Raw genomic sequence first — 21,157 nt, forward strand, 5'->3', positions numbered from 1 at the left:
TGAACGTTTACTAATAACTGTTTTTTTTGAATTTATGTGGAATGAATTATGGAGGTGCGAGAAGTGGTTTTAGGGAACGAGAATATAACCGAATATAAAATATTACTAAACATATATAACTAATGAATACAATGTCTTTTTCAGTTATTAAGTTGTAAAAGATTTTATGATAAAATCTTTTACATAATTTAATAAAGGGGTAGTTTTCAATGGGTTATTTCTCAAATGGTTTATTAGTTTTGTTTGTGCTAATCGTATGCAGTTGTATATTTTTTGGTTGATAATATAATGAGATTCTTATATAAAAGAAGTTATCTTAAGTGAGATAACTTCTTTTTATTTTATGTTGAGAAGGAATTCTATCTTTCTTATTGAAGTTTGTTCTAGTTATTTTTACATCGATCAGATTTGTGTAATGGGAATTTTATGAAATATAAACAAGCCAGAGAATAGGGAGTATTTACATGGAAAATAGTATACGCTACACAAGTGAACAACCTACAGATTTTAATGGATTATTATCCTTATACGAATCTTTAGAATGGAATTCTCTTAAATTAACGGTTAACGAGTTAGAACGAATGTGTAAGCAAAGTTGGTATGCAATTTATGTTTTTGATGATAAGAGGTTAGTAGGGATGGGGCGTGTCATATCAGATGGAGTCATAACAGGCATTATTTGTGGAGTTGGTGTATTGCCAAAATATCAGTCTAGTGGCATCGGAAAAGAAATAGTGAAACGATTAATCCAGCACTGTGAACAAAACAAGGTTATTCCACAACTTATGTGTGTAGAAAAATTGCAATCTTACTATGAATCTATAGGGTTTGAGGCATTCTCTATTGGTATGACAAAACATATTATAAGATAGAGGTGCTTTATTCCGCTATTTGCCGGGCAGTAAAACCCCCACTGATTAAAGTTTCACTTTATATTTTCAGTTTACTCGTACATATTTTCAAACTTCAACATAAAGGAGAGTGGCTGTATGGAGATTGCTAAAGGGATAGAAATGTTACAACTTGAATTTCAAGAATTTGTTATTCATCCAATTCTTTTATGGGATGATGAAATGGCAGTTCCCAGGACAAATTGAAGATATACAAGTAGAGATGGAAAAGGTTGGGGTATCATTTGATAAGTTAAAAGTCGTGATTTTGACGCATCAGGATATTGATCATATAGGTAGTCTTCCGGAATTGTTGCAGCGCTGTCGAAGTAATATTAAAGTTTATGCGCACGAACTAGATAAGCCATATATCGAGGGGGATTTACCTTTATTGAAGGACGGAAATATAGAGAACCGACCAAAAGGAAAAGTGAGTGATACTGTGATTGATGGGCAAGAACTTCCGTATTGCGGTGGAATACTAATTCTTCATACTCCAGGTCATATTAGTTTATATTTGAAACAAAGCAAAATTCTTGTCGCTGGAGACTCGATGTATAGTGTGAATGGAGTGTTAGGAGGAGTTCATGCCCCAACAACTTTAAATATTATGGAAGCACGGCAGTCTTTGAAGAAGTATTTAAATCTAGATATTGAATCTGTAGTTTGTTACCATGGGGGATTAAGCATGGGGAATATAAAAATTCAACTTCAAAATTTGTAAAAGTTAAAGTGAAATTTTTTTGTTAAACAGCATTGAAGTATAATCTGATTATTAGTATATAAATAAATTATAAAAGAGCATGTTTGAAAAAATTCAAACATGCTCTTTTATTAAAGCAAATCAGTTTAATATGAATGACCTAATCCGTTCCAATAAAAAGAAACGATTTCTTGTGATAATTCATCTATATTTGCAAGAATAGGATTGTAATTTTCATCTTTAAAATTCCCAATTGATAATAAAGATACGAAAGCATGAGCCGCAAATTTAGCGTTTCCTTTCGGGATTTCTCCGATGTGCATCGCATTATCGAGTGCTTTTTCTAGTACTTCATACATATTATCTTCAGCATTTTTTAATTCTTTCAATTGTTCTTCAGATAACGACAGTTTTGCATCTTTCATAAAATTTTTCATATCAATATCCATCGTTGCGTGTAAGTAAACTTTAGCGAAGTCTAATAATCTTTCTTCTAACGTTTTGTTTGTAGAGAGTATTTGAAACATATTCTCACGTATACGTACCATCATTTCGATCATAGTAGCAGTAAATAAATCGGCTTTTGTTGAATAGTAATAGTAGACAGTTGCTTTCGTAACACCACAAACTTTTGCGACCTCATCCATAGAAACGACTTGATAATTTTGTGTAAGAAATAAGCGGGTTGCTACTTCTAAAATGGTTTCTTTTGTAGATTTTGTATTTTTATTTTGACGCGGTCTTCCGAGAGGACGTTGTTTTTGTTCCAAATACATTCGCTCCTGACATTTATGATTGAGATAATTATAACATAATTTTCAATCATTCTTGATTAATTAACCGACCAGTATATATAATTAATAATGGAGGAAAAAAGGAAGGTGGGTTTTTATGAAAAAGCACCCGTTACATATGTTAGGGAGGCTTGTAGCAGGGAGAAATACGCAGTGGATCACTTTATTGGTGTGGATTTTTATTACATTATTACTTTCATTTACGTTACCACAAGTAAACAGTACGAAAGAACCGAATCCGAAAAATTTACCTGAAACAGCTATGTCACAGCAAGCGGAAGCGCTTATGAAAAAAGAGTTTCCGAATAATGCAGGGAATCCGTTGTTAGTAGTATGGTATAGAGATGGTGGATTACAGTCACAGGATTATAAACTCATACAAGATGTTTATAAGGAGTTAAAAGCTAGTCCTTTAAAAGAACAATCAACGTTACCACCATTTGATACAATCCCAGAGCAAGTATTATCAAAAAGTGCGTCAAAAGATGGTACATCATTTGTTACACCGGTATTTTTTAATAAATCTGCTGGTACGGATATATTAAAAGGAAATCTTGAAGAGTTTAGAAAAATAGTGAATAGTAAGGTGGATGAAGATCCATTTAAACAAAAAATAAGTGAATCTGGTTTACATGTTCGATTATCAGGACCTGTAGGTATTCAAACGGATGCAGTTAGTTTATTTAGTCAAGCAGATGTGAAATTGTTAGTGGCTACTGTACTACTAGTGTTAGTTTTGTTAATTTTACTGTATCGTTCACCAATTTTAGCGATTTTACCTATACTTGTTGTTGGCTTTGCATACGGTATTATTAGTCCTACACTCGGTTTTTTAGCTGATCACGGATGGATTAAAGTAGATGCCCAAGCGATATCAATTATGACAGTATTATTGTTTGGCGCTGGAACGGACTATTGTCTATTTTTAATTTCGAGATATAGAGAGTACTTGTTAGAAGAAGAAAGTAAATATAAAGCATTGCAACTTGCGATTAAAGCATCTGGCGGTGCAATAATAATGAGTGCGTTAACTGTTGTACTTGGATTAGGAACATTACTATTTGCTCATTATGGTGCCTTTCATCGATTTGCAGTACCATTTAGTGTTGCTGTATTTATAATGGGAATCGCGGCTTTAACAATTTTACCAGCACTATTATTAATTTTCGGTAGAATTGCATTTTTCCCGTTTATACCGAGAACAACTTCAATGAATGAGGAGTTTGCAAGAAAGAAAAAGAGGGCTGTAAAAGTTAAAAAATCAAAAGGCTCCTTTAGTAAAAAACTTGGAGATATTGTAGCACGAAGACCATGGACAATAATTATGCTAACTGTATTTGTATTAGGCGGATTGGCTTCATTCGTACCACGTATTCAATACACATATGACTTATTAGAGTCGTTTCCAAAGGATATGCCTTCTCGTGAAGGGTTTACGTTAATTAGTGATCATTTCTCAGCTGGTGAACTAGCACCAATAAAAGTTGTTGTTGATACGAAAGGCAAAGAGCTTCCTGTTAAACAAGAACTAGAGAAATTTTCTTTCGTAAATACAGTGAAAGAGCCAAAAGAGGGAAAAGAAAATAAGCAAATACAAATGTATGAAGTTTCTTTAGCGGAAAATCCATACGCAATTGAAGCATTAGATCAAATTCCTAAATTGAAAAACAGTGTAGAAAAAGTATTAAAAGATGCTGGGATTAGTAATGCTGAAGAGCAATTGTGGATTGGTGGAGAAACAGCTTCATTATATGATACAAAGCAAATTACTGAACGTGATGAATCAGTAATTATTCCAGTAATGATTAGCATTATCGCTTTACTATTACTTGTCTATTTACGATCAGTTGTTGCAATGGTTTATTTAATTGTAACTGTTGTCTTATCATTCTTCTCAGCGTTAGGAGCAGGATGGATATTACTTCATTACGGTATGGGAGCGCCGGCCATTCAAGGTGCGATACCATTGTACGCATTCGTATTTTTAGTTGCTTTAGGTGAAGATTATAATATCTTTATGGTTTCAGAAATATGGAAAAACAGAAAGACACAAAATCACTTGGATGCAGTAAAAAATGGTGTAATACAAACAGGTAGTGTTATTACATCGGCAGGTTTAATTTTAGCAGGAACTTTTGCAGTGTTAGGTACACTTCCAATTCAAGTATTAGTTCAATTTGGTATTGTAACTGCAATTGGAGTATTATTAGATACGTTTATCGTAAGACCGTTACTTGTACCCGCGATTACAGTAGTTTTAGGCCGATTTGCTTTTTGGCCAGGTAAACTTTCAAGAAAGAGTGAAGAAACACAAAAGGTGGATGCATAGTTAAAAAAGCCAAGGATATTTTCCTTGGCTTTTTTCAATGTAGTTAATTAATTTTTTGAAGTCAAATCATCAGCTGCAGCGTGATCAGCATCTTCAATTGTTGTTTCGGGCATCCCGTATAAGCCGTTCATTGCTTGTTCTTCGATAGTAAGATTTGCAGTATTATTATTTTGAATAGATGTAGTGTTTTCAGTAACATTTTCTTTTTTATTCATATTTTTGTTATTCATGTATGGATCCTCCAAATTTCATTTGATTTATCTATAGTATGTGGATGGATTTCCAGAAATATGTGAATTTATTCTTACATATGTTATATAATTAAATAAATAATTAGGGTGAATTGTAAACTGTTAGGAGTGAACAATTATGGTGAAAGCAAGGGAATTAGCCTTCTAAAATAAAAAGAAAATTTTAGGAGGCTATTAGAATGAAGTTTCATGTAATTGATAGAGAAGATTGGAATAGAGAGCGGTATTTTGAGCATTATTTAAAGTTGAAATGTACATTTAGTATGACTGTGAATGTTGATATCACGATGTTATTAGGGGAAGTATATCAAAAGGGAATAAAATTTTATCCCGTTTTTATATATTTAATTTCTAGAGTAGTAAATAATCATAAAAAATTTCGAACATGTTTTAACGATGAAGGAGTTTTAGGCTATTGGGAGGAAATGATACCGAGTTATACAATCTTTCATAAAGATGATAAGTCTTTTTCAAGTATATGGACGGATTATTCAAGTGATTTCCGCACTTTCTATAATAATTATGAAGACGATATGAGATGCTATGCTAATGTTCATGGTCTTTTCACGAAAGAAAATATTCCGCCTAATGTATTTCCGATTTCTAGCATACCTTGGATTAGTTTTACTGGATTTAATCTTAATATTAATAATGATGAAAATTTTCTATTGCCAATTATAACTTGTGGGAAATATTTTAACGAAGGAAACAAGGTTATGCTACCAGTTTCATTACAAGTACATCATTCGGTTTGTGATGGATATGATGGGAGTCAATTTATAGAAGACTTACAGCAGTTAAGTAATACTTGCAACGAGTGGCTTAAGTAATATCTAATTTTTAATTATATAAAGTGAAACTTTAATCAGTGGGGTGTCAGCCCCCGCTGATTATTAGCCCGACCCCCACCTAATTTCTTTGCTTTCGCTGAATTTTGAGGTGGGGGTCCTACTGCCCGGCAAATAGCGGGATAAAATTGAAAATGAATAAAAGAAGAGAACATGTTTATATTACATGGTCTCTTTTTATTATTCATTAATACTAAGTAATCGTGGAAAATGTAGGGTGATTTGTAGTTTAATAGTAAAGAGGGTGATTAGTGTTAATTTTCTTTTTTTTTAAAAATTAAGAATATAAATGTTTTAATAGGGGGTAATAAAGTGAATTGATAATTATGCCATTCACAAAAATGGTTGGTTTGTAATAATGAAGGGGAAAACGAAAATGACGAAAATATCTATAGAAAAAGCTACAATTTTAGATGCTGAGAAATTAACAGAAATAATGAAAAGAACATTTGATGCAGAAGCAAAACAATGGCTATACGGCCAAGATGATGTCATTGATTATAACATTCAACCGCCAGGATATTCTTCAGTTGAAATGATGGAATATTCCATTGAAGAATTGGATTCTTTCAAAGTTGTAATGGATAAAGAAATAATCGGAGGGATAATAGTTACGATTTCTGGTAAGTCGTACGGTCGAATTGATCGTATTTTTGTAGATCCTGTTTATCAAGGAAAAGGAATTGGATCATATGTTATGAAATTAATAGAAAAGGAATATCCGAACATAAAGATTTGGGATCTCGAAACATCTAGTAGACAAATTAACAATCATCACTTTTATAAAAAGATGGGTTACCAAATGATTTTTGAATCGGAAGATGAGTATTGTTACGTGAAAAGAATAAAAACAAGCTCAAACAAAGCGAGTGTAGTTACAAATAAAGATATGAAAAATAGTCAATACGAAAACTGTAATTTAGCAAATACAGAGTATTATCAAGTGAATTTAAAAAACAGTTCATTTGTTGGTAGCAATATAATGAATATGAATATGAGTAATTGTAATGTAAGTCAATCCAAGTTTAGAAATATAAATTTTAGAAGGTCATCATATGCAGATTTAAATCTTTCTGGCAGTAAATTTAATTTGGTGACTTTAGGTGGAGTGCAATTTAAAAATACAAGTCTCGGAGATGAGAAGGAACCTATTGTATTCGATAAATGTGATTTGGAAGGTAGCACTATAAGTAATAGTAATCTGAAAAATATTGAAATAGAAAATTGTGATATAGTCGGCATGAAACTAAATGGTATTCTGATTGAAAATTTGCTTGATTTATATAACAAGGTGAAAAGTTAACCAAATCCATATAGTCGTTAATATTTTTGGAAATTAAGTATTATATCGAAATAATTATGTAAAAATGACATAAAGAAATACGGGCGAGAAGGTCATTCGTGAACGTTTCTAGAATACACACAAATATATTGTTATTTATATGGAGGAGAGAAAGATGGGAATCAACGTTAGAGCAGTAGAAATACAAGATGTTAGAGCAATTCATCGTATATGTATACAGGATGACGTTTTACCGTATATGGTTTTCTTACCTAGCATGCGTGTAGAAGCTATGGAAAATAGAATTCGAAATTTAGCACCAAATCAATTTGAATTTGTTGCAGAATATGATGGAGAAGTTGTTGGGTTTGTAGGTTTAACACAAAGTCCGGGCCGAAGATCTCATTCAGGCGATTTATTCATTGGAGTAGACAGTGAATATCATAATAAAGGAATTGGGAGAGCACTTCTTACGAAGATGCTTGATCTGGCTGATAATTGGTTAATGTTAGAGAGAGTAGAACTAGGTGTGTTAGAAACGAATCCAAAAGCAAAAGCTTTATATGAAAAATTTGGATTTGTAGAAGAGGGAGTAAAGATAGGGAATTTGAAAGCTCATGGAAAGTTTATTAATGAAATTATGATGAGTCGTTTTAGACCGAATGGTTTAATTGTACATAATGAATAGTTAAAAGCATGACAGTATACTGTCATGCTTTTTTATTAGAACTTGGCTGCAATAAAAATAATACTAAACCAATAAAAATAACGGTAATTCCTAGTCCTTGTTGTAAAGAAATGGTCTCATGTAATATAAAGTACGCTAGTATACAAGTGCCAATTGTTTCACCTAAAATACTCATTGAAATTACAGTAGCACTCATCCATTTTAATAACCAATTAAAAATGGTTTGTCCTAAAATTGTAGCAATGAAAGCTAATCCAATAAAACACAACCAAGTTTGTGTAGAATAATGGATGAAAGATTCTTGTTGCGTGAAAGCAAATATGCCAAGAAAGCCAGCACTACTTCCATAACTAATTACTGAATAGGGTATAAGTGACAAATCTTTACGAACGTGTTGGCTAATGAAAAAATAAGCAGTAATGATACCGGCAGCAATAAATGCTAAAATATCTCCATATAAAGCTTCTCCACTAATTTGGAAGTCTTGCCAGCCAATGATGATACTACCTGAAATAGCGATGAGGCAACCAATAACCGCTCCTTTCGTAAATCTTTCCTTAAATAAAAAATAACCACCAATCATTGAGAACAAAGGTTGTAACGTTACGATAACTGTAGAGCTTGCTACAGAAGTATATTGTAATGATTCAAACCATAGTACATAATGTGCAGCTAAAAATAGCCCAGATATGAATCCGAATGTCCATTGTTTTTTCGTTAAAGTTTTTAGCTCATTTCGACTATTTTTATTAAATAGTAATAACGGTAACAGGATTAGTGTGGCAAAGAATAATCGGTAAAAAGCAATGATTGTCGCAGGAGCATCTGCCAATTTTACAAAGATTGCTGAAGTTGATAAGGCGAATACACCAAAAAATAAGATGAAATATGAAAGAATAGGTGATTTCAAAGTTTGTCCCTCCGATAGAGTGTTTATTATAATAAACTTAATACGATATAATGTACAAAGGTAAGTATATAAGTCCCGGAGATAATAGGAAAGGATTATTTGCCTTTGTTTAGTATGTCAGCACAAAGACAATGAAATATGCATTATGATGGATGAAAGGAAGTTTTACTATGATACATGATAGGCTTGGACAAACAGTATTAAGTTATCGTAAGAAAAATAATATGACAATTCGTGAATTCGCTGATTATGCAGGAATTAGTACATCACTAATTAGCCAAATTGAAAGAGGACATGCTAATCCTTCTTTAAATGTTTTGGAGTTAATTGCAAAAGCATTAAATGTACCGCTGTTTACACTTTTTATTAACGATATCGATACAGATTCGCTCATTTCTAAGAAAAAAGATCGAAAAAAAGTATATCGGGAAAACAATGATCACATTGTATATGATGTATTAACACCTGATTTTATGAAAGCACGTATTGAAATGTTAATGATGGATTTAAATAAACAAGCAAACACAACAGAAAGCCATTATTCCCATGAAGATAAGGAAGAGATTGCTGTTATTATGAAAGGGGAAGTGTATGTGGAATTGGAGGGGAAAGAATATTTTTTAGAAGAAGGCGATGTTGTACGTATTCCACCAAATGTGAAGCATCGATTTTTGAATAAAAGTGATGAATCGAATCACATTTTATTTGTACTGACACCATCTTTAGGATGAAAATATAGTGATTTTTAATAGGGGAGAAAGAAAATGGAAAAAAGTATTTTGAAAGGCGGTCTTTCAATTATTTCTCAATGTAAAAAAGAAACAAATGATATTTGGCATGCACATTTTGGAGCAGCTGCAATTGCTAGTTATTTTTTTATGAAAGATAATAATATTGATGAAGAAACAGCTCGTAATATGTATTCGCAAACAAGGATGATGCTGAACAAGAAAAAAATTGGTGAGATGATTGATGATAAAAAAGAAATAGATTTTAAAATTGCGGAAAATATGATTATAAAATCTTTAGAACAAACGATTGATGAGCTTCATTGGGTGGGGCATAACGTCATTTATGCGTCATTAAGTTTATTAGCTATGAAAGAGCTACAAAAATGGGGTGATAATCAAGCAATTGAAGGGATTACTACTCTTATTTTATCATTTCGAAAAACAATTCCAGGTAGATCGTGGATTGGTTATACGACGAAAGAAGTAAAACAATTAAGTTTTGAAGAGGAGATACAAAGTGAATTGAGTAATCCAACACAAGTATCTCAGTTCATTTTAAATGAGTTATCGAAATTTAATAGTATTTATCGAGCGGAATCACATCATGATTTAATTGGGCATTTGCTTACATACTCCCACGCAATTAATATAATGTACGATTTAGGACATATAGATATATTTCAACGAGGGATACGTCCGCTGTTAAAACTAGTATACGTACTAAGAGCTAGCCAAAAGCTCAAGCTGAATACGGAAATAACTTTACACTCACCTATAGATCGATTACCTTTAATTCAATCTAAACGTGCAAATATTTTACCAACTGAAAATATATTTTGGATAAAAGACTATAGTGAATTCGATTGGGATTTTGGTCATGTATTTAAATTCTCATATAGTTATTTTAATCATATACAGAGAGCTCCAAATTATAAAGATATCACATTAGAAAAATTCCGTTATGTTATTCATTCTTAATGAACGTTAATGATCTGTAAAAGGATGTTTAATCTAGTTTCTTTTTTTGTTAGTAGTATATTATTTTTTCAAATATGTAAGATTTTACATGCGTATTTTACTTTTACTAATTATGTAAGTAGGCTATACTGAAATACATACATTTTATTTTTGGAGAGATGTAAAACGACATGGAACTAGCGAAATTGGAAAAAGTAATTGAAATAAAAAAAGAAGAACTTTTATATTTAGTATCGGATTATGGAATTCAACATGAAAAAGTATTGGCATTGAGTCAAGAACTAGACAAATTAATCAATTACTTTATGTTTTTAAAATAAAGAGAACTATGACGGGGTTTGTAAATGTTATAGTTCTTTTTTATTAGGTAATTAGACAATATATTAAAATATATTGTCTAATTTCTTACAGAATGCGCAACTTGCTAGTCGAATATAAGGACTTTTGGTTATAATAAAAAGGAATTATTAATTGTATCGGTTAGGAGCGCAGCACATATGAAAACAGTTGTTGTTATCGGTGGAGGTATAACGGGACTTTCTACTATGTTTTATTTAGAAAAATTAAAAAAGGATTATAATATCGATTTAAATTTAATTCTTATTGAGAAAGAAGAGTATTTAGGTGGTAAAATCCATAGTGTGGAAGAAAAGGATTTCATTATGGAGTCAGGGGCGGATTCAATAGTTGCTCGTAATGAACATGTTATGCCACTTGTAAAAGATTTAAATTTAGAAAATGAAATGGTATATAATGAAACGGGTATTTCTTACATATATTCTGAAAACATGTTACATCCGATTCCTTCTGATACTATATTTGGGATACCGATGAGCGCCCGGTCGTTGTTTAGCAGTACGCTAGTCTCAACGAAGGGGAAAATCGTAGCTTTAAAAGATTTCATAACGAAAAATAAAGAGTTTACGAAAGATACATCACTTGCTCTATTTTTAGAAAGCTTTTTAGGGAAAGAGTTAGTGGAAAGACAAATTGCTCCTGTGCTTTCAGGCGTATATTCTGGTAAATTGAATGAGCTTACAATGGCATCTACATTACCGTATTTACTGGATTATAAAAATAAGTATGGAAGTATTATTAAAGGTTTTGAAGAGAATAAAAAACAATTTCAATCAGCAGGAAATAAAAAATTCGTATCATTTAAGGGTGGACTATCTACGATAATTAATCGCTTAGAAGAAGTGCTGACTGAAACTGTCGTAAAAAAAGGTGCTATAACGACGGCTGTAAGTAAACAAGAAGATCGATATGAGATTTCTTTTGCAAATCATGAAACAATACAAGCAGATTATGTTGTTTTAGCAGCTCCACATGATATAGCGCAAACTTTATTACAGTCTAATGAGTTAAATGAGCAGTTTAATACATTTAAAAACTCATCTCTTATTAGTATTTATTTAGGATTTGACATACTAGATGAACAACTACCAGCTGACGGTACGGGGTTTATTGTAACGGAAAACAGTGATTTACATTGTGATGCTTGTACATGGACAAGTCGAAAGTGGAAACATACATCGGGTAAACAAAAATTATTAGTTAGAATGTTTTATAAGAGTACCAATCCGGTATATGAAACAATCAAGGATTACAATGAAGAAGAATTAGTACGAGTCGCTTTATATGATATTGAAAAGAGTCTTGGAATTAAAGGTGAACCAGAAGTAGTTGAAGTTACAAATTGGAAAGATTTAATGCCGAAATATCATTTAGAACATAATCAAGCGGTTCAAGCATTACAAGAAAAAATGATGAATCTTTATCCAAATGTATATTTAGCTGGTGCCTCATATTATGGTGTTGGAATTGGTGCGTGTATTGGAAATGGAAAGAATATAGCCAATGAAATAATGGATACATTAAATAAATAATACTGTAGAATAAATAAAAACTGTCCCTTCAGCAAAATGGAGGAACAGTTTTTATTTATTTTATTTGAATGGAAATTGTATTGTTTTTTACATTGTTTTCTTTTATTGTTAATATTATTTCTCCAGACTCTTTAAATGAATACGGTGATAGTTGATAAATATCTTTTATATCAAGTTTTTCTTGTAATTTATTTACCGGTATTGATACGATATTTGGCTTCCATGTTTCTTGTTTTCCTGAAGGATATTCTATAAGTATTACCGGATTTTTTAACTGCATTTTTTTCCAAGAGACGAAATATAGTTGTACTTCTGTATCTTTTTTTAATAATTCTTCGGAGAAATAACCGAATTCGCCTACATTACCGAAAACAGTATAGTTTTGATTTTTTAATTTAATATCTAAATAACTAGGTTGATATGTTACTGCATGATAAGTTCCATATGAAAGTGAGAGTATGGCAGCGATTAAAATACCGATTGAAAATGTCTTAAAGCTATTGCCTTTAAAGCTAGTCATCATGAATGAGTTTGGTGTGAATTTTTTTGCGAATAAAAAAATAAGTAATATGAGTAAGAGGGATAAGCCGATGAATATATACATAGATTTTTACACCTCCATAGCGTAAAATGGATTAACTATATTTTACCATAAATGTATGGGTTAGGGTGGTTGTTTAGAAGGAAAAAATGAAGGAACAAATTCTTTACAGTTCTTTATAATTTAAAATTTGATTTATGGAAATTATAGCGTCATGTTTGAGTCGCAATCAGAAGGTATCCAATTCGTGTATATAGAATAAAGAGGGAATGCGCCATTAGAAATGTTTGACTTATGGAACAATAAGGACTTTACTAATTATACATATTTTTTCTGATATAATGAATGAGTAGAGAGAAAGGAGTGATCCTATGGCATTTCCTATATTAGAAACAGAACGCTTACGTTTAGTTGAAATAGAACAATCTTATTGTCAAAAAATATATGAAATCTTTTCATTGGATGAAGTGACGTGTTATTACGGTATGAATTCTTTTACGGAGTTTGGACAAGCTTCACGTATGATCGAATCTTTTTCAAAAAATTACTTTGAGAAAAAGGCAATACGATGGGGAATTGTGTTAAAAGAAACGAACGTTTTAATAGGAACAATTGGACTAAACAATTTACAATTATGGAGTAAACGATCTGAGATTGGATATGATCTGCATCCTCGTTATTGGGGAAATGGTTACGCTTCGGAAGCAGCTCGAGAAATTATTGATTATGGATTTAAAGATTTAGGTTTGTTTAGAATTGGAGCTATTACATATCCTGAAAATGATACTTCTTGTAGAATGTTATCTAAAATTGGCTTCCAAAAGGAAGGTCTATTGCGTGGATATATTCATCAAGGAAATAAGCAACACGATGCATTATTGTATTCTATAGTACGAACTGATATTGAGAACATAAATTTATAATAAAAAAAACCTCTTAATTAAAAGAGGTTTTTTTTATTATAAATTAACCTAATTTAGGTAATAAACGTTCTCCGCTTTTCATGCTACTTTTACATAAAGGGCATTTAGGCTCTTCTTCAAATGAAAAGTTCTTTCTCATCCATCCTAAACAATCCTCTGATTCACATTCCCAAACAGGGGTTTGTTCTGGTGGTACTTCTGCTACATCGTTCTTTCGATTGCGATACATGTAACCACTCCTTTTATGTAAAAAATTTTAGTTATATATTAAAAAGGTTGTTAACCTTGCTGGTAACAACCTTTTTATTGTTTGAATTATAGCTTTACAACGTTTTTAGCTTGAGGTCCGCGGTTACCTTCTTCAACTTCGAAGCTAACTTCTTGACCTTCGTCAAGAGACTTGAAACCGTCGCCAGTGATAGCTGAGAAGTGAACGAATACGTCGTTACCGTCTGCAACTTCGATGAAACCGAAACCTTTTTCGCTGTTAAACCATTTTACTTTACCTGTTAATGTCATGGTAATGCCTCCTAAAAGTAGAAAAATTACAATATGATCGGCCTTATTTGAATGAAAATAAAAGTTCACATATTATCAAAAACCCATAAGGAGTACAAAATGTCCCTGATTGATACTTGATAATATGCAAAGAAAATATAGTGTTAAATTGACCTTAATTACTATCTTACAACAAATGGTTGGAAATAGCAAGTGCTGGTAATACCACTGAGTAATCTGGGTGATAATAGTAAAGGCACAAAGGCACCTCTTTTATTTATATATTATTCCTAATTTGAATTTATTCCAAACAAAAATCATTTATATGAAAAAATAAGTTTAAATAAAAGGCTAAATATTATTTTAATATTGCTGATGAGTACCATAATTAGGAGGATAGAATATTGCAAAATAAACAATTTAAAATAATTGAAGCAGCAAAAGAAGGAAGAAGAAAAGTTCATCCTGTTTTTGCTGTCATACTCGCGATTATATTTTTAACTTTAGGTGAATTATTTATGTTGTTTATGCTGATTTTACCGAAAGCAGAAACAACTTTTATGAAGGCGATTTATAGCGACATTGAGATGATATTAATGTTTGGCGGCGCAATATTTTTTGTGTTTTTATGGATTAGATTTGTAGAGAAAAGATCATTTTCATCCATTGGTTTTTGGAGAAATCAATGGATAAGAAAATATTTGAGAGGTACATTAATAGGATTTGTTTTCATTTCAATACCAGTCATGCTACTTTTATTAACTGGAAATGTACAACTACAAATGCAACACATTACACCAACCGCTATACTTGGAATTGTGGGATCTTTAGTTGCTTTTTTAATACAAGGTGCAACAGAAGAAATTGTTGTTCGGGGTTGGTTATTTCCAGTTCTTTCTGTTAGAAGCCGTATATGGATCGGTATTGTTGTAACTTCATTTTTATTTGGTTTTCTTCATTTACTAAATCCAGGTATTACAATTCTTTCAATATCGAATATAATATTAGTTGGTGTGTTTGCAGCTTTTTACGTTTTGAAAGATAGTAGTCTTTGGGGGATATGCGCATGGCATTCCATTTGGAATTGGGCACAATATAACGTATTTGGTTTTGCAGTTAGTGGAATGACAATGTATTCTACACCACTTTTTAAACCTGTAACAACTGGATCGGAATTCCTTCATGGAGGCACGTTCGGAATTGAAGGTAGTATCATTACAACAATCATGCTCACTATCGCTTCAATTGTTTTATGGAGAAAGTTATGGGGAAGAAAAGCGAAACAACGAAATTTTAGTTAATGAAAGAGGGGGAAACTATGGGGATAATAGCATTTGAGGGAGCAAGCGCTGTTGGTAAAAGTACCACGTGCCGTGAATTAGAAAAGAATTATGGTGCTTATATAATACCTGAAGTGAATTCTTTATTTGAAAGGCCAAAAAATGAACATAGAACATGGTATTTTGAAAAACAAGTTGAGCGCTGGAATATAGCTGTTCAGAAGTCAGAGCAATATGAATTAGTAATACTCGATGGGGATATATATCAACCACTTAGTTATAATTGGTGCTTTCATTTTGATATATTTAATCAGCCATTATCTTTAATAGAAAATTTTTATAAAGAAAAGATGATAAATAGGGAAATTGGTTTTCCGGATCAATATTTTTATTTATATACGAACGATGAAGAACTTAGAAAGCGGAAAGTATCTGATGAGACGAAAAGAAGAAGAAACTTTAAAAAACATTTACATATATCAAAATCGTTTCAGCGTTATTATGAAAATTTAAATACTGTTACAGATGGGTATTGTAAATTAATTGAGGCGAAAAGTGTAAGAAATAATGAATTAGAAATAGTGAGAAACTCAAAAAATTTGAATGTGTGTGAAGAAAGACGTTTTGATGTTTCGAGGTTAGATGCTATTACGAAGTGGTTAGAAGAAAATCGTGCATAAAGTAAAAACAACGAGTGTTGTAGAACGCGCTCGTTGTTTTTTTTGTTTCTTTATAAATATAAAGGAAAAATTTGTAGAATATTTTCATTATTTAACAGAATAATCTTTCAATTTTAAAGAAAAAGAAATACAATATGAGGAAGTATATATAAATAATATGATAGGGGATGCGATGCGATATTTTGAATGAAGTAACAGTTTTTATATAAGAAATAATTAGGTAGTCAGAACAGAGATATTTGGGAGGAAACAAGCGAGATGAAAACATTTTTGAAAATAATAGGTGTTATAGCTGGTATGGCGGTAATCGGAGTAGGTTTAACATATGGTATGCTGCATTATTTAAATAATAGTAAACCAGCTGCGAAAAAGGCATCACCAGCTGCTCCAGCAGTAGAAGTATTAGCTGATAGTAACGTAAAAGCAGAAGATGCAAAGCTTTTAGAAAATGGCAATTATTCATTGCCAAATAGTGGTTTTAATAAAAATTTTAAATGGACAGATGAGAACATACAGACAGCATTACATGAAATGGCACATCAAAAAGCGAAAGCTGATCAAAAGTGGGGCTATATTTTTATTACACAAGAGCGGATTGAAAGCTTAATTGATATTGTAAAGAGTAATGATCTTGTGCAGGGAAGTACATATGTAGAAATTTTAGAACGATGGAAACAAGGAAAATATGAAAAGGTTGATGGGGATCACAATAAGATTTGGAAATTACAAAGTGGGAATTTAGGAGAAGGAAAAGGAGTAATGTCGGAAGCTGAGCAAAAAGAATTAATTAATCAAGTGTTTATGAACAAAGGTACATATTCAGGTAGTAAATTAATTGCAGGTGGCGGACAGACTAATAAATAATATACTAATTAATGTAAGAGAGTAATTGCTTATTAGGCAATTACTCTTTTTAAATGTACTTCTTAATATCTTAATCTCGTTCAAGTAAGGAAAGAAACGACTGTAACACCGGGGAAATCCATCTGGATTTATGATAGATTACATGACTTTGAATAACGGATGGAGTTTCGATAGGCTGAAAACATAGTTGTTCTTTTTGACAACTTTCCTGTACAACGATATAAGGAAGAATTGAAATGCCTAACTCACACATGACGGATTGTTTAATGACTTCAACATTGGAAGTTTCAAATGTTTTAGCTGGAATATTTCCGCTTTGACGTAAAAAACGATCTACCATTGTCCTATAGCCGCAGCTTTGTTCTGTAAAAATGAACTGGGTTTCCTGTAATAACTGGAATGGATTTGTATGTGCAGCGGAATAAGCTGGTAAAATCCATCCAAATGTTTCATTACTAAAAGTACGCGTAATAAAATCATTATGTTCTATACTTTCTCCAATTATGAAGACAACGTCTGTTTCTCCTTCACGTAATTTTTGTAATGCTTGTTCATTTGTGTTCGTTTCAAGTACGATATTTACTTTCGGATTTTTCTGTTTGTAAGTACGTAATAATTGTGGTAATCGGTATACCGCTAATGATTCATTAGATGTAATACTTAATGTACCTTCTAAATAATCTGTATTTTGGGGGATTTCTTGCGCTTTTTCATATATTGAAAGTAATTCTAATGCATAAGGATGAAATTGATGACCGGCTTTTGTAAGTAGCACTTTTTTCCCTAACCGATCGAAAAGAGGAATATGTAAATCGTTCTCTAAAGCTTTCATATGTGCTGTAACAGTAGATTGCGCATAACCTAGCGCGTGCGCAGCTTTAGAAAAATTACCATACTTCACAATGGCGCAAAATGTTTTAACATGTCTCATTTCCATAAGCGATCCCTCTTTTATTATCATGATTTGTGAATGATTATATCATGTATTTTAATTTTCCAAATGATTAAATTCTGTATAAAATGAAATTGTAGAAATATTCATTCAGGTGATATTGGAGGAGAAAAGATGATCAAAAAGGGCTATCATGTAGCTGTTGTTGGGGCTACAGGTGCGGTAGGGCAAAAAATTATTGAACTGTTAGAGAATGAAATGAAGTTTAATATAGTTGAAGTTACATTGCTTTCGTCAAAACGATCCGCTGGTAAGAAAGTAAGATTCAAAGGACGAGAGATAATTATACAAGAGGCAAAAACAACTAGCTTTGAAGGTGTAGATATTGCCTTTTTTAGCGCTGGGGGAGAAGTATCTAGACAATTTGTAACTCATGCAGTTTCTAGTGGTGCGATTGTAATTGATAACACAAGTGAGTACCGAATGGCACAAGGTGTACCGCTCGTTGTTCCGGAAGTGAATGCGCACACTTTAAAACAGCATAAAGGTATCATTGCAGTTCCAAATTGTTCAGCACTACAGATGGTAACAGCACTTCAGCCGATTCGAAAATCATTTGGTTTAGAAAGAATTATCGTTTCAACATATCAAGCTGTATCGGGTTCTGGCATTCATGCGATTCATGAATTACGAGAGCAGGCTAAGTCTATACTTGCAGGTGAAGAAGTGAAGAGTGATATATTACCGGTGAAAAAAGATAAAAAACATTATCCAATAGCATTTAATGTACTGCCTCAAGTAGATATATTTACAGACAATGATTTTACTTTTGAAGAAGTCAAAATGATTCAAGAAACGAAGAAAATATTAGAAGATGAAAACTTGAAAATGGCAGCTACTTGTGTACGTGTTCCAGTTGTATCGGGGCATTCAGAATCGGTTTATATAGAACTGGAAAAAGAAGCAAGCGTTGCGGAAATCAAGGGAATACTAATGGATGCACCAGGTGTTATTTTGCAGGATAACCCTAGTGAACAGCTGTATCCAATGCCATTATATGCAGAAGGGAAAATAGATACATTTGTCGGAAGAATACGTAAAGATCCTGATACGCCAAACGGATTCCACCTCTGGATTGTTTCCGATAACCTATTAAAAGGTGCGGCTTGGAATTCAGTTCAAATTGCAGAGACTTTAGTGGAAAAGGGGATACTTTAATATAGTTTAAAAAACTGGGGAATCGTTAATGACTCCCCAGTTTGTATTTCATAATTGTTTTCTTTATTTCGGCCGACTTTAATTAAAATTAGTCGTTATTGAATTTTTATAAATGTCTACTTTATGTGCAGTGAAGCGTAAGGTTTTGGATTCTGCATGAATTGTAAGATTAATAATAATCGATAACGGCATTTCGACCGTTTTCACAATATCTTCTATAGCAATATACTCATTTTTTGCTTCCTTATAATAAACAACAGAACGAATTACGGCCTCGTCACCTTCAATATCAATTTCACACATCATAGGGAATTTTTCACCATTATGTAAGAATAATTCGCCTAGTACGATTGAACCGTTTAATTCTTCTGTAAAATTAGTAGTTGTCGCTGGTTTTACCCATGTTTCGTCATGTTCTTCGTTTTCCTCTTCATCTATTGCCCATTCCCAAATGGGGTTTTGTTTTAGGTCCTCAATAGTTAATTTATCAATTGGTTTGCAACTACTCATACATAAATTCTCCTTTTATTTTGATAAATAAGTTTTTTGATTTCATGAATTAGATGATTGCTTATAAGTGGGTTTAACAAAGTATTTTGCTCATTTGATATCCAAACTACTTTATTTTGAAATAAAGCTATTACAGCAATATTAACAAAACTTTAATTGTCTAGTAAATAATTATTAGTGGAGATATTAAAATGGGATGGTGTTAAAGAAAGATAGTAAAAAACATCAAGGATGAATGAAATCCATTTGGTACGATATGGATATATCCAATGTGAGGGGGAGTTTGATGTATCAAGTAAAGGGGTATTTTTCATCATTAAAAGGAAGTTATTATGAGATTGGAAAGCAACAAGGGGAATTCGTGAAACAAAATCCGTATCTCATCCCGCAATTTATACACGAAGAAAATGTAATATCTAATAACCATTGGACAGAATCGAGAAATATACTAAACAAACATTGTCCAGGCATAAATGAAGAAATTGAGGGGTTTTGTGAAGTGTTAAAAATTCCTTCAAAAAATATGATGTATTACTATCAAACACTATTGAAAGCAGGTTGTAGTCATTGTGCAGTATTACCTAAAAAGACCGATTTAGAGCACACATATGTATTAAGGAATTATGATTTGTCACCAGTAATAGATGATATGCGTTTTTGTTCAACTCATGTTGAAGGTGCGTATGCACATAGTGGCTTTTCTACTCAATATTTTGGCCGAACGGAAGGGGTTAACGAGCATGGATTAGCTGTTACATTTTCAGCATGTGGTCAACCAGTAGGAAATATTGCAGGTTTAAGAAAGCCAATGGTGAGTGGTTTACAATGTTTTGCGGTAATTCGATTGTTGTTGGAGAAATGTAAAAATGTGCAGGAAGCTAAGTTACTAATAGAAGAAATCCCAATTGCTAGTAATATTAATTTAATAATAGCTGATCCTTTAAATGCAGCATATATTGAAATATTGGACGGTCATAAATCCACAATAACGATTGATGATGAAAAACAAGCTTTTATTGTATCAACAAACCATGCAGTTAGTTCATCAATTCAGAAATTAAATAATAGGAAATTAGAACAATCAACAAAGAGATATTACCTTTTACATGAGCATTTAAATAGATGTGAACAAGTAAGCATAGAGTCTTTAAAAAAGTTAGTAGAAGAAGAATATCCTGCTGGACTTACTGTGCATAACTATGAAGAATGGTTTGGAACTTTACATTCTGTATTATTCGATTTACATGATCGTACAATGAAGATTTGTTTCGGATCACCACTTTTAAACGACTGGTATTCATTGAAAGTTGGAGGAAGTATGCCGTTTTCTGAGGTGAACGTGAACTTTAAAAATAAAACTTATACTGACTTTTGGAAGGAAGATAAGAATGAATTGATACCTAAAAGATAAATGGGATAAGATGGTGATGTAAAGAGTGCATTTACACTGGAGGGATT

Annotated in this window: 23 protein-coding genes and 1 pseudogene; 16 read left to right on the forward strand and 8 right to left on the reverse strand. The window is 32.1% G+C overall.

Annotated features, from left to right (window positions below):
* The first annotated feature begins 464 nt into the window (after nt 1-464).
* Nucleotides 465-872, forward strand: coding sequence for a GNAT family N-acetyltransferase (locus MR107_RS15755; RefSeq protein WP_017657653.1), 408 nt, complete (start codon nt 465-467; stop codon nt 870-872).
* Nucleotides 873-989: 117 nt separating this feature from the next.
* Nucleotides 990-1,614, forward strand: a pseudogene (locus tag MR107_RS15760) (MBL fold metallo-hydrolase).
* 125 nt (nt 1,615-1,739) lie between these two features.
* Here the strand turns inward: MR107_RS15760 and MR107_RS15765 are convergent.
* Complete coding sequence (locus MR107_RS15765; RefSeq protein ID WP_140158355.1) at nt 1,740-2,363, reverse strand: TetR/AcrR family transcriptional regulator; 624 nt, start codon at nt 2,361-2,363, stop codon at nt 1,740-1,742.
* A gap of 121 nt (nt 2,364-2,484) precedes the next feature.
* Between MR107_RS15765 and MR107_RS15770 the strand changes: the two genes are divergently transcribed.
* A complete protein-coding gene (locus MR107_RS15770) occupies nt 2,485-4,716 on the forward strand; it encodes an MMPL family transporter (RefSeq protein ID WP_242292510.1) in 2,232 nt (743 codons plus the stop codon).
* Between the two features lie 47 nt (nt 4,717-4,763).
* Here MR107_RS15770 and MR107_RS15775 read toward each other — a convergent pair whose 3' ends face one another.
* Nucleotides 4,764-4,946: a DUF4021 domain-containing protein gene (locus tag MR107_RS15775; protein WP_001060657.1), complete on the reverse strand. Its 183-nt coding sequence runs from the start codon at nt 4,944-4,946 to the stop codon at nt 4,764-4,766.
* A gap of 200 nt (nt 4,947-5,146) precedes the next feature.
* Here MR107_RS15775 and catA point away from each other — a divergent pair, with 200 nt between their 5' ends.
* The 3 genes from catA (at nt 5,147) to MR107_RS15790 (ending at nt 7,785) form a co-directional block, all read left to right on the forward strand.
* The gene (catA, locus tag MR107_RS15780; RefSeq protein ID WP_086404658.1) at nt 5,147-5,797 is read left to right on the forward strand and encodes a type A chloramphenicol O-acetyltransferase; all 651 of its coding nucleotides are present in this window, start codon (nt 5,147-5,149) and stop codon (nt 5,795-5,797) included.
* 376 nt (nt 5,798-6,173) lie between these two features.
* Nucleotides 6,174-7,118, forward strand: a complete 945-nt coding sequence (locus MR107_RS15785) for a GNAT family N-acetyltransferase (protein WP_140158356.1) — start codon at nt 6,174-6,176, stop codon at nt 7,116-7,118.
* 154 nt (nt 7,119-7,272) lie between these two features.
* On the forward strand, nt 7,273-7,785 hold the full coding sequence (locus MR107_RS15790; RefSeq protein WP_242292511.1) for a GNAT family N-acetyltransferase: 513 nt from the start codon (nt 7,273-7,275) through the stop codon (nt 7,783-7,785).
* Nucleotides 7,786-7,807: 22 nt separating this feature from the next.
* On the opposite strand, the gene MR107_RS15795 is transcribed toward MR107_RS15790, so the two are convergent.
* Entirely contained in the window at nt 7,808-8,695 is an 888-nt protein-coding gene (locus tag MR107_RS15795; RefSeq protein WP_000841810.1) for a DMT family transporter, read from the reverse strand.
* Nucleotides 8,696-8,865: 170 nt separating this feature from the next.
* On the opposite strand from MR107_RS15795, the gene MR107_RS15800 reads away from it, so the two are divergent.
* The 4 genes from MR107_RS15800 to MR107_RS15815 all read left to right on the forward strand — a co-directional run bounded on the left by MR107_RS15800 (nt 8,866) and on the right by MR107_RS15815 (nt 12,293).
* The gene (locus tag MR107_RS15800) at nt 8,866-9,426 is read left to right on the forward strand and encodes a helix-turn-helix domain-containing protein (RefSeq protein ID WP_000581029.1); all 561 of its coding nucleotides are present in this window, start codon (nt 8,866-8,868) and stop codon (nt 9,424-9,426) included.
* A gap of 33 nt (nt 9,427-9,459) precedes the next feature.
* The gene (locus MR107_RS15805) at nt 9,460-10,404 is read left to right on the forward strand and encodes a hypothetical protein (protein WP_000415694.1); all 945 of its coding nucleotides are present in this window, start codon (nt 9,460-9,462) and stop codon (nt 10,402-10,404) included.
* Between the two features lie 170 nt (nt 10,405-10,574).
* On the forward strand, nt 10,575-10,724 hold the full coding sequence (locus tag MR107_RS15810) for an aspartyl-phosphate phosphatase Spo0E family protein (RefSeq protein ID WP_000417698.1): 150 nt from the start codon (nt 10,575-10,577) through the stop codon (nt 10,722-10,724).
* Nucleotides 10,725-10,901: 177 nt separating this feature from the next.
* The gene (locus MR107_RS15815; RefSeq protein ID WP_075676988.1) at nt 10,902-12,293 is read left to right on the forward strand and encodes a protoporphyrinogen oxidase; all 1,392 of its coding nucleotides are present in this window, start codon (nt 10,902-10,904) and stop codon (nt 12,291-12,293) included.
* 55 nt (nt 12,294-12,348) lie between these two features.
* On the opposite strand, the gene MR107_RS15820 is transcribed toward MR107_RS15815, so the two are convergent.
* Nucleotides 12,349-12,897 (reverse strand): hypothetical protein, encoded by a 549-nt coding sequence (locus MR107_RS15820; RefSeq protein WP_000275236.1) that lies wholly within the window; start codon nt 12,895-12,897, stop codon nt 12,349-12,351.
* A 308-nt stretch (nt 12,898-13,205) separates the two neighbouring features.
* On the opposite strand from MR107_RS15820, the gene MR107_RS15825 reads away from it, so the two are divergent.
* On the forward strand, nt 13,206-13,757 hold the full coding sequence (locus MR107_RS15825) for a GNAT family N-acetyltransferase (RefSeq protein WP_000885397.1): 552 nt from the start codon (nt 13,206-13,208) through the stop codon (nt 13,755-13,757).
* A gap of 43 nt (nt 13,758-13,800) precedes the next feature.
* Here MR107_RS15825 and MR107_RS15830 read toward each other — a convergent pair whose 3' ends face one another.
* Entirely contained in the window at nt 13,801-13,986 is a 186-nt protein-coding gene (locus tag MR107_RS15830; protein ID WP_000286203.1) for a cold-shock protein, read from the reverse strand.
* Nucleotides 13,987-14,072: 86 nt separating this feature from the next.
* The gene (gene cspD / locus MR107_RS15835) at nt 14,073-14,276 is read right to left on the reverse strand and encodes a cold-shock protein CspD (RefSeq protein ID WP_000176366.1); all 204 of its coding nucleotides are present in this window, start codon (nt 14,274-14,276) and stop codon (nt 14,073-14,075) included.
* 383 nt (nt 14,277-14,659) lie between these two features.
* Between cspD and MR107_RS15840 the strand changes: the two genes are divergently transcribed.
* The 3 genes from MR107_RS15840 (at nt 14,660) to MR107_RS15850 (ending at nt 17,079) form a co-directional block, all read left to right on the forward strand.
* Entirely contained in the window at nt 14,660-15,556 is an 897-nt protein-coding gene (locus MR107_RS15840; RefSeq protein WP_048519261.1) for a CPBP family intramembrane glutamic endopeptidase, read from the forward strand.
* The gene (locus MR107_RS15845; protein ID WP_140158357.1) at nt 15,556-16,215 is read left to right on the forward strand and encodes an AAA family ATPase; all 660 of its coding nucleotides are present in this window, start codon (nt 15,556-15,558) and stop codon (nt 16,213-16,215) included. Before MR107_RS15840 ends, MR107_RS15845 begins: the two co-directional genes overlap by 1 nt.
* Before the next feature lie 258 nt (nt 16,216-16,473).
* Nucleotides 16,474-17,079: a PRK06770 family protein gene (locus MR107_RS15850; RefSeq protein ID WP_000846982.1), complete on the forward strand. Its 606-nt coding sequence runs from the start codon at nt 16,474-16,476 to the stop codon at nt 17,077-17,079.
* A gap of 70 nt (nt 17,080-17,149) precedes the next feature.
* On the opposite strand, the gene MR107_RS15855 is transcribed toward MR107_RS15850, so the two are convergent.
* Entirely contained in the window at nt 17,150-18,016 is an 867-nt protein-coding gene (locus MR107_RS15855; RefSeq protein WP_000425898.1) for a LysR family transcriptional regulator, read from the reverse strand.
* Nucleotides 18,017-18,145: 129 nt separating this feature from the next.
* Here MR107_RS15855 and MR107_RS15860 point away from each other — a divergent pair, with 129 nt between their 5' ends.
* Entirely contained in the window at nt 18,146-19,189 is a 1,044-nt protein-coding gene (locus MR107_RS15860) for an aspartate-semialdehyde dehydrogenase (protein WP_000591709.1), read from the forward strand.
* A gap of 78 nt (nt 19,190-19,267) precedes the next feature.
* Here the strand turns inward: MR107_RS15860 and MR107_RS15865 are convergent, their stop codons facing one another.
* Nucleotides 19,268-19,699, reverse strand: a complete 432-nt coding sequence (locus MR107_RS15865) for a hypothetical protein (RefSeq protein ID WP_000093109.1) — start codon at nt 19,697-19,699, stop codon at nt 19,268-19,270.
* Nucleotides 19,700-19,985: 286 nt separating this feature from the next.
* Here MR107_RS15865 and MR107_RS15870 point away from each other — a divergent pair, with 286 nt between their 5' ends.
* Nucleotides 19,986-21,110, forward strand: a complete 1,125-nt coding sequence (locus tag MR107_RS15870) for a C45 family autoproteolytic acyltransferase/hydrolase (RefSeq protein ID WP_000285233.1) — start codon at nt 19,986-19,988, stop codon at nt 21,108-21,110.
* Nucleotides 21,111-21,157 lie beyond the last annotated feature (47 nt).

The organism is Bacillus cereus group sp. BfR-BA-01441 (genome assembly GCF_022663075.1).
GTDB lineage: Bacteria > Bacillota > Bacilli > Bacillales > Bacillaceae_G > Bacillus_A > Bacillus_A cereus.

Excerpts from the sequence above, each read along its gene's own strand:
- MR107_RS15865 (WP_000093109.1), bottom strand. The coding sequence starts at position 19,699 with ATGAGTAGTTGCAAACCAATTGATAAATTAACTATTGAGGACCTAAAA.
- MR107_RS15850 (WP_000846982.1), top strand. The coding sequence starts at position 16,474 with ATGAAAACATTTTTGAAAATAATAGGTGTTATAGCTGGTATGGCGGTA.
- MR107_RS15775 (WP_001060657.1), bottom strand. The coding sequence starts at position 4,946 with ATGAATAACAAAAATATGAATAAAAAAGAAAATGTTACTGAAAACACT.
- cspD (WP_000176366.1), bottom strand. The coding sequence starts at position 14,276 with ATGACATTAACAGGTAAAGTAAAATGGTTTAACAGCGAAAAAGGTTTC.
- MR107_RS15810 (WP_000417698.1), top strand. The coding sequence starts at position 10,575 with ATGGAACTAGCGAAATTGGAAAAAGTAATTGAAATAAAAAAAGAAGAA.
- MR107_RS15855 (WP_000425898.1), bottom strand. The coding sequence starts at position 18,016 with ATGGAAATGAGACATGTTAAAACATTTTGCGCCATTGTGAAGTATGGT.
- MR107_RS15860 (WP_000591709.1), top strand. The coding sequence starts at position 18,146 with ATGATCAAAAAGGGCTATCATGTAGCTGTTGTTGGGGCTACAGGTGCG.
- MR107_RS15785 (WP_140158356.1), top strand. The coding sequence starts at position 6,174 with ATGAAGGGGAAAACGAAAATGACGAAAATATCTATAGAAAAAGCTACA.
- MR107_RS15755 (WP_017657653.1), top strand. The coding sequence starts at position 465 with ATGGAAAATAGTATACGCTACACAAGTGAACAACCTACAGATTTTAAT.
- MR107_RS15805 (WP_000415694.1), top strand. The coding sequence starts at position 9,460 with ATGGAAAAAAGTATTTTGAAAGGCGGTCTTTCAATTATTTCTCAATGT.
- MR107_RS15770 (WP_242292510.1), top strand. The coding sequence starts at position 2,485 with ATGAAAAAGCACCCGTTACATATGTTAGGGAGGCTTGTAGCAGGGAGA.
- MR107_RS15845 (WP_140158357.1), top strand. The coding sequence starts at position 15,556 with ATGAAAGAGGGGGAAACTATGGGGATAATAGCATTTGAGGGAGCAAGC.
- MR107_RS15825 (WP_000885397.1), top strand. The coding sequence starts at position 13,206 with ATGGCATTTCCTATATTAGAAACAGAACGCTTACGTTTAGTTGAAATA.
- MR107_RS15790 (WP_242292511.1), top strand. The coding sequence starts at position 7,273 with ATGGGAATCAACGTTAGAGCAGTAGAAATACAAGATGTTAGAGCAATT.
- catA (WP_086404658.1), top strand. The coding sequence starts at position 5,147 with ATGAAGTTTCATGTAATTGATAGAGAAGATTGGAATAGAGAGCGGTAT.
- MR107_RS15820 (WP_000275236.1), bottom strand. The coding sequence starts at position 12,897 with ATGTATATATTCATCGGCTTATCCCTCTTACTCATATTACTTATTTTT.
- MR107_RS15800 (WP_000581029.1), top strand. The coding sequence starts at position 8,866 with ATGATACATGATAGGCTTGGACAAACAGTATTAAGTTATCGTAAGAAA.
- MR107_RS15815 (WP_075676988.1), top strand. The coding sequence starts at position 10,902 with ATGAAAACAGTTGTTGTTATCGGTGGAGGTATAACGGGACTTTCTACT.
- MR107_RS15830 (WP_000286203.1), bottom strand. The coding sequence starts at position 13,986 with ATGTATCGCAATCGAAAGAACGATGTAGCAGAAGTACCACCAGAACAA.
- MR107_RS15870 (WP_000285233.1), top strand. The coding sequence starts at position 19,986 with ATGTATCAAGTAAAGGGGTATTTTTCATCATTAAAAGGAAGTTATTAT.